Below are 11,621 nucleotides of genomic sequence, written 5' to 3' on the forward strand. Positions count from 1 at the left end.
CATTTTTTCGGGGTGCAAAGATACGGTTTTTTAGAGATCTTGGTTACTTTTGCGTCAATTCTAACAGAGATTAAAATTGAGCAAAAACCGTATTGATCAGGAAAAGAGAGTAGTAGAGTTGATGATTCGCCTTTACTGCCGTAAAAAAGAAAAGAATGTCACGCTTTGCCCCCGGTGCGAAGAGTTGTTGCACTATGCACACGCCCGCCTGGACCGCTGTCCCTTCGGGGAGAAAAAGAAAGCATGCAAGCAGTGCAGCATACACTGCTACAAACCCGCCATGCGGGAACAGATGAGACGGGTGATGCGCTTTTCCGGTCCCCGGATGCTGATTTACGCTCCTTGGGAGGCAATCAAGCATCTGTTGGGATAGACATGGTCGGCTCTGAAAACGATTAAATCCATCAAACAGAAAAATACGTTTTGAAACTAATTCCATATATATCCTATCAAAAAAGCAACTAATCCTTCCTTTCTGCTAACAGCCTATAGAAACAAAAAAGCACTGATAGAAAGTCAAGACAGAGAAGAGTGGAAGAATATGCAAAAATGCAGCTTCATTATCTTATAAAGATGCAATAAAAAGGAAATATATGCAGTGATTCCAACCATCAGAGCCTGCATTGGAAGGAAAGTAACGGTGCATTCCTTTCAAAACAACGGTGCATCCCTTTCAAACCAACGGTGCATCCTCTTCCAAGCAACGCTGAAAGGGTAAAAAAGGGAGATTGATCCGGCCATTTCCGAATTATCAGGACCCTTGAAGCGAAGCGATCCGAACTGACAAAAAGTTCGGTTCCCGGCCGTACACTTTCGATCCGAAAGCAGACCAGGCGTATACAAAGCATAAAAGCCGGAATGCCGCAAGATCGGCGTCACCACGCTCCGTCCCTAATCGCCTGTAATCGTTTTTTTTCAAATCCATTCGCCACCGGGGACAAAACAAGGCTGCCGGTAAGTGATAGAATATACAAAATGACATTTTATCGCTGCGGATGTTTTCCCGTTCCCCCTTATCATCAACTTTTCCAGAATCCGGGATAGAAAAGCAAAAGTACACTAAAGAGCTCCAACCGTCCTATCAGCATCAGAAATGAAAGTACCCACTTGGCAGCGTCGGGTAATCCATTCCACGAATAGGCTGGGCCACAAGATCCCAATCCCGGTCCCACATTACCGATACTGGAGATCACCGTACCGATGGACTCGGAAAAGCCGACACCCAAGAACAGGAGAACTGCCCAACCAAGAATGACGATGATAAGATAAAAAGCAAAAAACATACCCACAGTAGACACAATCGAAGGTGAAACGCTCTGCTTGTTGACTCTTACCGGCAATACGGCATTGGAATGCAATAAATGCTTGAATTCATTCCGGATAGAGCGGGCAATAATCAGCAAACGCATGTTCTTGATACCACCGCTGGTAGAACCGGTACATCCTCCCGAGAGCATGGCAATCAGCAACAACAACCACGTAAAGGCAGGCCAAAGATTATAGTCGTCTGTGGCAAATCCGCAAGAAGTATGTGCCGTAGCCACCTGAAACAGCGACTTACGGAAAGCCGTCTCCCAGTCATAATGATTTTGAAAGACCAGTGCGAAAGTGATCAGAAAAGTCAGGATAGCGACAGAACCGAGGAACCAACGTAATTCTTCGTCCCTCAAAAGACGACTGACTTTACCGCGAAGGCACATCAGGAATAATGCAAAATTGACTCCCGAAAGAAGCATGAATATAGCGACCACATATTCGATAAACGGTGAATTCCAATACGAAATACTGGCCTGCTTGGTAGAATATCCACCGGTGGCCGTCGTAGCAAATGACTGGCAGACAGCATCAAAAAGGCTCATACCTCCCAGCATCAGCAAAATGGTTTCTGCCAGTGTCAATATCAGGTAGACTGTCCATAGCCATTTGGCCATCACATTAATCTTAGGATGGGTACGGTCGTGGGTTACTCCCGTAGACTCGGCGGAAAAAAGCTGTACTCCCCCACTGGTGAAAGCGGGCAATACGGCAATTGTGAAAAAAACAATCCCCAGCCCCCCAATCCATTGTGTCAGGCTTCGCCAGAAAAGCATACCATGCGAAAGCGATTCGATATCATCAAGAATCGTAGCTCCCGTAGTAGTAAATCCCGACATGGTCTCGAAGAAAGCATTAGTCAACGAGTCAATACTTCCGCTCAAATAAAAAGGCAACATACCGAAAAGTGTGAAAAACACCCACGAAAGTGTCACAATGCAGTAACCGTCACGCCGGCTCAACCGATTTTCCGCACCACGTCCATAAAACATCAGTAACGCACCGGACAGGAGGTTGATACCCGCCGTATAAAGGAAATACTTGTAATCGCTTTCACCATAAACCACGGATATGCCGGAGCAGAGTACAAACATTCCCGCCTCTATAAAAAGTAAGACCCCAAGTACGCGCCCTATCATTTTGCCGTTTATCAGACTGTTATTCCGTTTACTAACGTATATGTCCGTCGACAGGTATTCTTCCATAACACACGATTTTTTTTGCGAAAGGCATATAGCCAATATCGTGCCAAAACGGAAAGAAAAAGTGCAAGTAAATAGTTACCAGACAAATAGATTTTCCATTCAAGTATCGAACAGTGATCATCACCCTACCATTTTGATAGGATCAGCTTTTCAAAACGAAAAGGTGCATCTTCAGGAAAGCCGGTTATCCCTGCATAAAAAGTTTATGCTTCATTTCTGAACTGAACAGGCGAGAAGCCTGTATATTTACGGAAAAAACGCGCGAAAGAAGAAGAGTTCGGAAAACTAAGTTTATCCGCTATCTCTGTGACACTCAAATCCGTTGATCTCAGCATCAGTTTGGCTTCTCTCAGTATAAAATCCGCCATCCAATAGTGAAACGTTTGCCCGGTTTGTTTCTTTATACTCCTCATCAGGTATTTATCCGATATACACAACCGGCTCGCATAAAAGGCTGCCATCCGTTCTTGTGTGCAATATTTATGCAACAGACTGAAGAAACCATCTACCAATTTATCTTGCCGGGACATCTCTACCGAAATATTTCTACCCGAATACATCCGGCACACTTCCAGTACCAAAGAGAACAGCATCCCTTTGATAACTTCTGACGGACATTCGGCATCCAAATAACGATGATAAATGAAATGATAATACATCTTTATCAAACTGAAATCCTCCGGGGACATTGGCAGACAAGGTGCATTAGTAACCTGATTCGATATGTCTGCCTTCAACAACAGGGGAAAATCGGACAGAAAGTCGAAACTGAATGAAAGATACTGAAAAAGAAAATCCTGCGTACACGAAAGCCGGAGGAGTAGATGCCCCGGCGGAAGAAACAAGAAAGTCCGTTCGAGCAACAGCATGCTTTTGCCATCTATCCGTACCATGGCCTTCCCTTTTAATATAACCACGAAATAAACCTTACCAAAAGGATTGCGCACGGCTCTCCCTGTAGGAAAAAGTGACGAAAGATTGCTGCTCGGAGGCGTCATCTCAAACTGCTTCGACTCATCAGACAGATTACACATATTACATATAATAGACCTGAGCAAAGATAAGCGATTCTACCGGAATAACGACCTGCTTTTGGTTACTATTTGAACGAACCTCGCATGATATCGGACGAAATAGTATGCAAAAATAACGGCAACTTTGCAACCGGAACTAATCAAACAATATAACAATGACGAAAAGAATAGGAAACTCCAGGCTTTACATCCTGATATTTATAGGGATTGTATCAGCATTCGGTCCGTTCGTGACCGATTTTTATCTGCCGGCCCTGCCAGTGTTGAGCGAATATTTCGATACTACGGCTTCGCTGGTGCAGCTTAGTCTGACTTTCAGTATGGTGGGATTGGCAGTAGGGCAATTAATCATAGGTCCACTGAGCGACAAATATGGACGTAAACTGCCTCTAATGGTCTCATTAGTGATCTTCTGTATTTCCACAGTAGGATGCCTTTACTCGCCGGAGATCCATGGCTTTATCTTCGCCCGTTTGTTGCAGGGGTTGTCCGGAGCCGGAGGAGTCGTGATTTCCAAGTCCATAGCCATTGACCTTTACCAGGGAAAAGAACTAACACGTTTTTTCGCCATGCTGAGTTCCGTACAGGGATTAGCTCCCGTCTGTGCCCCAGTATTGGGCGGAATATTACTCGGAGCGATGGATTGGAAAGGTATCTTCTGGATATTATTGGCTATAGGCATACTATTGATTGTCGCCTTGTCTGCCTTCAAGGAATCGTTGGAGATTAAGAAACGCCAAAAAGGGAATGTCTTTTCTACATTCAAATATTATCTGCCGGTACTCCGTAACAGGCAATTCATGCGCTATGTCTTGATACAAGCATTCGCCATGGGGGTCATGTTCACCTATATCGCAGCATCTCCCTTTATTTTCCAAAACCACTTCGGGACCTCACCTTTTGCTTACAGCCTCTGTTTCGGTGTCAATGCATTAGGCATTATGTTGGGCAGTCTGGCTGTCTCCCGGTTTAAAGATGCGACAGCAGCTCTACGTTTCGGAGTAGCAGGTTTCACAACCATGAGTCTTCCGGTTGCTGCTGCACTAATTTTCAGTCCATCCGTCTGGATTGTAGAAGGAACACTGTTTTTCCTCCTTGCATTTTTAGGATTAATCCTTCCCGGTTCCACAACGCTTGCACTTGATATGGAACGTAAGAATTCGGGTAATGCATCGGCCCTGTTGGGATTCCTGATGTTCGTGTTTGGAGGGCTGCTGTCCCCGTTGACGGGAATAGGCAATATGCTTTACTCTACCGGTATCATTATCGTGGCTTGCTGTGTCGGGACATGGTTCTTTACTTATAAAGCAACCTCATCCGCCCGCTAGCCGACTATTACAAAACAAGATATGGAAAATACAGCTTATTCACTTTCCACATTCCGTACCTTGTCTTATTTTTATTTCTTATCTTTGCCTCAAACCCCTGGACATGAATTCAGATATGAAACGAGCCATTATCATCGGAGCTACTTCAGGTATCGGCCGCGAAGTGGCAAAACAACTTCTCTTACAAGGCTGGCGCCTCGGCATTGCAGGGCGTAGGCTTCCGGCACTTGAAGCACTGCAAAGCAGTGCTCCGGACCTTATAGAAATCGCAGTTCTGGATGTCACCCAACCGGATGCAACACCCAAACTCAATAACCTGATCAGACGGGTCGGAGGCATGGATCTGTTCCTTCTAAGCTCCGGCATCGGTTACCAGAACATGGAACTGAATCCGGACATCGAACTGGATACCGCCCGTACCAATGTAGAAGGATTCATGCGGATGGTAGATACCGCTTTCCACCACTTCCGTGAGCATGGCGGCGGTCAGTTGGCAGTCATCAGTTCCATTGCCGGGACAAAAGGATTGGGAGTAGCCCCTGCCTATTCTGCTACGAAACGGTTTCAGAACACCTACATCGATGCATTGGAACAGCTGGCCGGAATGCAAAAACTGAACATCCGCTTCACGGACATCCGCCCGGGATTCGTATCTACCGACTTACTGAACGACGGAAAACACTATCCGCTACTGATGCGGCCGGAAAAGGTAGCCAAACGGATTGTACGGGCACTGAACCACCGCCAACGGGTAGTGGTGATAGACTGGCGCTATGCCATTATCGTCTTTTTCTGGCGAATGATTCCGCGCCGGATATGGAAACAATTACCCATACGGACAGGGCAGAAACCGACAGAAAAAAATAGCAAGATCGGATAACCGCTCTTTCAGTAAAACCCGCTACATTTGTCCCGGAACCCAACGGAACAAAAACAATGAAGAGCGATACTGAAGAGAAATATCTGCAACAGGTGAACCGGGTGATAGATTATATCAACTCACACCTCAACGAACCTTTGCGGGTGGAAACACTGGCACGTGAAGTATGCCTATCGGAGTATCACTTCCATCGCATTATGCGGGCTTACCTGCATGAACCGCTGGCTACGTACATCGCCCGGCAACGAGTGGAACGTGCGGTAATGTACCTGCAAATGAAGAATATCCGTCTGGCGCAAGTGGCAGAGATGGTCGGATACGAAACGCCACAATCGTTATCGAAAGCATTCAAGCAGTTTTTCGGGATATCCCCCACCGCCTACCGCAAACGGCGTGCAGAACGTTACGAAGAATTCAGCACTCTGAAAAAGGAGTCTCTGAAACCGGAAATCCTGACAGAACCGGAATTGAAGCTGGTATATATCCGCATCATCGGGCGTTATGGTGAAGAGGAACCTTACATAGAAGCGTGGAGAAAACTGAGAGATTTTCTCCAAATAAACGGTCTTCTGACTCCTTCTACCCGCTGGATAGGCATCAGCTTTGACGACCCCACAGTAACGAAAACCGAACAATGCCGCTTTTACGCTTGTGCAACAGTGGAACACGATGTATCACCGCAAGGCGCTTTTGGCATGAAGACGATTCCGCAGGGACGCTATGCCGTCTACACACTCCGCGGAAGCTACAGTGGTTTGCAAGAAATGTATGACCGGATTTACTCGCATCCACTGCCTACAGCATTTCGTGATGCAACTTCATTTGAAGAATATCTTAATTGCGAACCAGATACGGAAGAAAAAGATTACGTGACAAGAATATATATCCCTATTGAATAACCCATTAAAAACAGAAAAAGAATGGAACAGAAATTTTGCCAGAGCTGCGGCATGCCGCTTAACCCGGAAGTATTGGGAACAGAAAAGGATGGTAGCAAAAACGAAGAGTATTGCACCTATTGTTATGCCGACGGACATTTCACCGTGGAATGCACGATGGACGAAATGATTAACCAATGCGCACAGTTCGTAGACGAATTCAATAAAGGCTCGGAAGTGAAAATGACGAAGGAAGAGGCCATTGCAAACATGAAGCAATTCTTCCCAATGCTGAAAAGGTGGAAACAGTGAAGAGGATGGGCAACAGTCAGCTTCCTCCGAGGGATTTTATGACGGAATGGTAACAGAACAAGTTCACCACGGATTACACGGATTAACACAAACTCTTATAATCTCTTGGTCAATAAAGTGTTGAAGAAAAAGATCTTCTCTGTGAGACTCTGTGTTGCTCTGTGGTGAGTTAAGCTTAGAGCATTGATACTAAGATACAAAGAATCTGTGTTAATCCGTGTAATCCGTGGTGAACCCAAAAACGGTTCATTCTCCGAACAGGCCTCAATCCGGACGGTTTATTCCGCCGGATGCCGTTTCAGCCATGCGACGGCATACGAACACGTTGCTTTGGGCTTCAACCCCTGCGCAGAGGCATATTTATAAGTCGCTTCTACCAGTGCGGCCGCAATTCCCTTTCCTTCCAAGGGAGGAGGTACGATAGTGTGCATAATATCCAGTGCTCCATCTTCGACTTCATATTCCACAAAGGCAGTCATTCCATTCTTCTCCAATTCAAAACGATTCCGCTCCGGGCGGTGAATTACTTCATATTCTTCCATTTTCTAATCTCCTTTTTGTTTAGGTTAATATAGACTACATTATTTTTTTTTCTCTTTGCTCCACCCAGATCAGTTTCTTCACATCATATCCCCTGCGGGTGGCAGCATCCAGCAACTTCTTCTTAATCTCTTCCGGCAAAATTGGTGCACGGCTCAGTATCCATAAATATTTATCGGAACTGCTACCGATCAGAGCATAATTGTATTCGTCCTGATCTAATTCCAATACATAATAGTCTGAATAAAAAGACAGGAAAAACGATACTTTCAGTTTACCCGGTTGAGACGGATCGGGTATCTTAGCACGTCCTTCCGCTGTCTTACAAACATCATAGGGTTTCTTATGCTTACATCCCCGGTTCTCCACACGGACCGTCCCGTCGGGCATCAGCGTATAAGTGGCCGTCACCTCCGATAATCCTCTCTCAAAACGGTGGTCGAAACGGGCTATCTCATACCACGTACCCATGTAGCGGTGCAAATCCAATCGATCTACAACAGCATGATCCGTACCTTCGAAGAAATCTTCTATCGTCGGCTTCGCAAAGCGGAAGCCGGCCTCGAGCAAACGTGTGGGACGCACATTCTGTCCTGATGCCAGGAAGGAAGCTGCCTCACCATATCGCATCCGGAAGAACCAACGCGGTACGACCACCTTCATCCAGGCATGATAGCGTGCTGCCATTGCCTGAGTAAATGCATACTGTGAAACTTGTTGCGGAGCCACCAGGTTGAAAACTCCGCTTGCCTCTTCGTGCCTGATAATAAACTCCATCGCCCGACAAAGATCCTGAATAGCAATCCAGGGGAAAGGCTGTGTACCCGGACCGATCACACCGGCTACCCGCGTTATCCGGAGGGGACGAAGCATTTGTTCCATCGCCCCGCCATCGGGTGACAGCACAATGCCGAAGCGGGTGATTACCAGCCTTGTCTGCGACGGACAACGGCGGGCTTCTTTCTCCCATGCATAACAAAGTTCCGCCAGAAAGCCACTTCCCCGGGTATTGGTATATTCATCGAATGTACCCTCCTCTGGATAATATCCTACGGCAGAGGCGGAAATCATTAACCGCGGCTTCGTCTTTACTGCATCCATTGCCCGGATGATGCAGTGCGTCACCTTAATCCGGCTGTCATAAAGTTCTTTTTTGTATTCCGGTGTCCACCGCTTGCCAATGGGTGCTCCTGCCAGATTGATGATAACATCGCAATGTGACAGAGCCTGAATTAAATGCCCCGATGTGCCTTCACGGAACATAGGCCTCCCCAGAGGGACTACCCGGTGTCCCGCTTCTGTAAGGTACTCTGTAAGATGCTTGCCTATAAAACCGGAGGCCCCGCTTATTGCTATATTCATCTGTATTTCCTTTTTTTAGAAATATAACGCAGGGAAAGAGGGTAAAGTTCATCTCATGGTCATCTTCCTCAGATCTTCGAGCGAACCGTTGAATACGTTCAGATCTACATCGTGATGAATACCGGGCACACTTCCGATATCAGTGTGCTGCCAGAAGTGCCATTTACCTTCGTACCTCACCGAATCAACGTAATAGTGGGCTATCCAGTAGGGATAAGCATTGAAAAGCGAGTCGTCCAGATAGCGGGTCTTGAATTTATAAGAAGTGTAGAGAATAGGTTTTACACCATAATGTGCCTCCACTCGGTCGAGCCATTTCTTAATATTTTGTTGCAACTCTTTTTTAGGCCTCTTACCTGTCAGTTCGACATCGAGCACCGGAGGCAAATCTCCACTATCGAGTTTCACGGTACGGATAAAAAAGTCCGCCTGCTTCAAGGCATCCGTACGTGGAGTGAAGAAATGGTAGGCCCCACGAATAAAGCCATGGCGACGTGCTTGTTCGAAGTTGTCTTTGAAAGTATCGTCACCATGATCTCCTCCCTCGGTGGCTTTCATAAAAATAAAGTGAAGCGGAAAATCCGTTTCTCTGTTTTGTTTCAACTCCTTCCAGTCGATGTTCCCCTGATAATGGGAGATATCGATGCCATGCACCTCATAGCCACAAGGGATACAAACGCCATACTCCTTCCGTCCGTAGCACTCCTTCCAACGATAAGAATAAGGGCGGATAACGAAATAATAGAAAGTGAGAGAAAATACCCCGACCACAATAAGCGCAAGGGTATTGCGCATCCAAACGGGCATGGTACGGGTAGTTTTCTTTTTCGCTTTCGTCTTCCGTGCCGGTGTACGACGACCGGAAGCGGGTTTGCCGGAGGTAGAAGTGTTTCGTGAAGACTTCATTGATTTTTATTCTTATTTAGAGTTTGATTCACCACAGATTACACAGATTACCACAGATACTTTAATTTGATTCTCAATGAAATAAAATCATTAATCTATGAAAGTCCGTGTAATCTGTGGTGAAATGAATTCATTCCTAGATGGCTCCATCAGCTTCTGCCCTCACCCACTCCAGATAAACACCCGGATTAGCCTCAGCAGGAGGAGCGATGAAATGAACATAACTAATCCCATTCTGAGATTTGTTCTTGAGCGGAAGGCGCAACGGACGAAGCCGCCCATCTACCCAGACACGTGCTTGCGGGCGCTTCTGCAACAAATCCCATTCCAAAGAAACCTCGTGCCAACGATCATCCTTCACTCCGAGTTGCTTACGGGTAAGTGGAAGTTCGTACATAGACTGGTAACGGGCTACGGTGTCCGAAGGATTCATCCAGCGATCATTCAATAACAACGAAACCGAATGACTCCCTTCGGGAATACGTAAACTGACGGTGAACGTTCCTTTCTTCATAGCCGGAAAGTTCCATACCGCACCACGTGTATCTGCCACCAGTGAAGCATCCGGCCGGTAAGTCAGATGAAGCACTTGCCGACCTTCCTTCCGGGGATGGGGTTCGAGCATACAACCCTGTATACGATTATAAGCGCAATGTCCTTTGATACCATTCATGTAGTTGAATGTACTCCATTGTGAAAGAGAGTCGGTAAAGTCGTTGAAGCGGCTCTTCTCGTACAACCAATTCACATCGAACATCATCATAGCACGATGAAGAGGATGTTGACCGATAGATGCCAGCACCTTACCCGGAGCTACTTCTACAAACTGTGCCTGATGAACGCCACGGTCAATCCCGCCACCATGAACGGCATAGTCGATATCATTGCGCATGGGATCCATGTAAAGTTCGCGAAAACCCTTCCAAGTCTTTCCATCATCATCAGAAACCGCCACGTGAGTCACATCACGATTGGTGAACACATCATCCCAAACACCATCCGTACCCTCCTTTTCGGGAAGAGGAGTCGTATTGCACCAGAAAAGCAACAGTCGTCCATCGGCCAACCGCCCTAAAGTAGGCATCGTGATGGTACCATAAAAAGGAGATGGTTCCGATTCGCCCCAGGTTTGTCCGCCGTCCTTAGAAAAAGCCTGATAATGGAAGTCTTGTGAAGTACGCATCAACATCCAGAGAGTTCCGTCCTTCAGTTCGACCACCGTAGGCTCCACAGCACCATGATTCCAACGGATACCTTTATGGAAGCCTCCTCCCTGATGATCGGGGGATGTGACTGTATTCGAGCATTTCCAGGTCAGACCGTCATCATCGGAAAAATAGGTATAGCACCCTTTCGGTGTTACCCCTCCGTGAGCAGCCACGACAATACGTTTGCCGTTTCGGATAAATACAGGCGGTTTAATCATGATGGAGTTACGATCGGCCACCTTCGTAAGAGTACGTCCTCCTGTCAATCCACCGGAAGTACGAATGCAATAAACACCCATTGCCCCCATATCTACCAGACGAATATACTCCTTACTGACAGGGCTCTGACAATCGGCAAAAGGCATTTCTTTGGGACGGTTCACCCGTTTCCAGGTCAAACCATGATCGGTACTGGACAGATATACAGTACCTGCCACAGCCTGTTCTCCATAATTATAGTGTCTGATCTCACCGTTATCGAGAAGCGATAAGCCGATATAAGCATCGGAAGGAGGTGTAGCCACTTTCAGGGGAGCGTAAACCGAATCAAGCACCGTCGGACGGGCCTGGTGTGCTTGTCCCGGAATGAAAAAGCCTGCTGCCAGCAGGCATAGGGTAGAAAGTCGTTTCATATAAAATAGGGATATTCAGATG

The 11,621-nt window shown here is 46.6% G+C and carries 11 protein-coding genes; 5 read left to right on the plus strand and 6 right to left on the minus strand.

Going from position 1 to position 11,621, the window contains the following annotated elements; genetic code table 11:
* Positions 1 to 76: 76 nt before the first annotated feature.
* On the plus strand, positions 77 to 373 hold the full coding sequence (locus tag BF9343_RS14005) for a nitrous oxide-stimulated promoter family protein (protein ID WP_008769712.1): 297 nt from the start codon (positions 77 to 79) through the stop codon (positions 371 to 373).
* Between the two features lie 646 nt (positions 374 to 1,019).
* Here BF9343_RS14005 and BF9343_RS14015 read toward each other — a convergent pair.
* Positions 1,020 to 2,519, minus strand: a complete 1,500-nt coding sequence (locus tag BF9343_RS14015; protein WP_041926240.1) for a TrkH family potassium uptake protein — start codon at positions 2,517 to 2,519, stop codon at positions 1,020 to 1,022.
* Between the two features lie 203 nt (positions 2,520 to 2,722).
* Positions 2,723 to 3,553, minus strand: a complete 831-nt coding sequence (locus tag BF9343_RS14020) for a helix-turn-helix domain-containing protein (protein ID WP_041926241.1) — start codon at positions 3,551 to 3,553, stop codon at positions 2,723 to 2,725.
* Between the two features lie 155 nt (positions 3,554 to 3,708).
* Here BF9343_RS14020 and BF9343_RS14025 point away from each other — a divergent pair, with 155 nt between their 5' ends.
* From BF9343_RS14025 to BF9343_RS14040, 4 genes are all read left to right on the plus strand, one after another.
* Positions 3,709 to 4,881: a multidrug effflux MFS transporter gene (locus BF9343_RS14025; RefSeq protein ID WP_005798662.1), complete on the plus strand. Its 1,173-nt coding sequence runs from the start codon at positions 3,709 to 3,711 to the stop codon at positions 4,879 to 4,881.
* Positions 4,882 to 4,996: 115 nt separating this feature from the next.
* The gene (locus BF9343_RS14030) at positions 4,997 to 5,761 is read left to right on the plus strand and encodes an SDR family NAD(P)-dependent oxidoreductase (protein ID WP_010993197.1); all 765 of its coding nucleotides are present in this window, start codon (positions 4,997 to 4,999) and stop codon (positions 5,759 to 5,761) included.
* 56 nt (positions 5,762 to 5,817) lie between these two features.
* Positions 5,818 to 6,660: an AraC family transcriptional regulator gene (locus BF9343_RS14035; protein WP_005788892.1), complete on the plus strand. Its 843-nt coding sequence runs from the start codon at positions 5,818 to 5,820 to the stop codon at positions 6,658 to 6,660.
* 21 nt (positions 6,661 to 6,681) lie between these two features.
* A complete protein-coding gene (locus BF9343_RS14040) occupies positions 6,682 to 6,951 on the plus strand; it encodes a zinc ribbon domain-containing protein (RefSeq protein WP_005788894.1) in 270 nt (89 codons plus the stop codon).
* Between the two features lie 278 nt (positions 6,952 to 7,229).
* On the opposite strand, the gene BF9343_RS14045 is transcribed toward BF9343_RS14040, so the two are convergent.
* The 4 genes from BF9343_RS14045 to BF9343_RS14060 form a co-directional block, all read right to left on the minus strand.
* The gene (locus tag BF9343_RS14045; RefSeq protein WP_005788897.1) at positions 7,230 to 7,493 is read right to left on the minus strand and encodes a GNAT family N-acetyltransferase; all 264 of its coding nucleotides are present in this window, start codon (positions 7,491 to 7,493) and stop codon (positions 7,230 to 7,232) included.
* 34 nt (positions 7,494 to 7,527) lie between these two features.
* Positions 7,528 to 8,853 carry a TIGR01777 family oxidoreductase gene (locus BF9343_RS14050; RefSeq protein ID WP_010993198.1) on the minus strand — a complete coding sequence of 442 codons (1,326 nt, stop codon included), beginning with the start codon at positions 8,851 to 8,853 and terminating at the stop codon, positions 7,528 to 7,530.
* Between the two features lie 48 nt (positions 8,854 to 8,901).
* Positions 8,902 to 9,759 (minus strand): glycoside hydrolase family 25 protein, encoded by an 858-nt coding sequence (locus BF9343_RS14055; protein ID WP_022347186.1) that lies wholly within the window; start codon positions 9,757 to 9,759, stop codon positions 8,902 to 8,904.
* 136 nt (positions 9,760 to 9,895) lie between these two features.
* Positions 9,896 to 11,599, minus strand: a complete 1,704-nt coding sequence (locus BF9343_RS14060) for a sialidase family protein (protein WP_010993200.1) — start codon at positions 11,597 to 11,599, stop codon at positions 9,896 to 9,898.
* Positions 11,600 to 11,621 lie beyond the last annotated feature (22 nt).

Source organism: Bacteroides fragilis NCTC 9343 (assembly GCF_000025985.1).
GTDB lineage: Bacteria > Bacteroidota > Bacteroidia > Bacteroidales > Bacteroidaceae > Bacteroides > Bacteroides fragilis.

Bases quoted from the DNA above. Each gene is read 5' to 3' on its own strand.
- BF9343_RS14015 (WP_041926240.1), bottom strand. From the start codon at position 2,519: ATGGAAGAATACCTGTCGACGGACATATACGTTAGTAAACGGAATAAC.
- BF9343_RS14020 (WP_041926241.1), bottom strand. From the start codon at position 3,553: ATGTGTAATCTGTCTGATGAGTCGAAGCAGTTTGAGATGACGCCTCCG.
- BF9343_RS14025 (WP_005798662.1), top strand. From the start codon at position 3,709: ATGACGAAAAGAATAGGAAACTCCAGGCTTTACATCCTGATATTTATA.
- BF9343_RS14030 (WP_010993197.1), top strand. From the start codon at position 4,997: ATGAAACGAGCCATTATCATCGGAGCTACTTCAGGTATCGGCCGCGAA.
- BF9343_RS14035 (WP_005788892.1), top strand. From the start codon at position 5,818: ATGAAGAGCGATACTGAAGAGAAATATCTGCAACAGGTGAACCGGGTG.
- BF9343_RS14040 (WP_005788894.1), top strand. From the start codon at position 6,682: ATGGAACAGAAATTTTGCCAGAGCTGCGGCATGCCGCTTAACCCGGAA.
- BF9343_RS14045 (WP_005788897.1), bottom strand. From the start codon at position 7,493: ATGGAAGAATATGAAGTAATTCACCGCCCGGAGCGGAATCGTTTTGAA.
- BF9343_RS14050 (WP_010993198.1), bottom strand. From the start codon at position 8,853: ATGAATATAGCAATAAGCGGGGCCTCCGGTTTTATAGGCAAGCATCTT.
- BF9343_RS14055 (WP_022347186.1), bottom strand. From the start codon at position 9,759: ATGAAGTCTTCACGAAACACTTCTACCTCCGGCAAACCCGCTTCCGGT.
- BF9343_RS14060 (WP_010993200.1), bottom strand. From the start codon at position 11,599: ATGAAACGACTTTCTACCCTATGCCTGCTGGCAGCAGGCTTTTTCATT.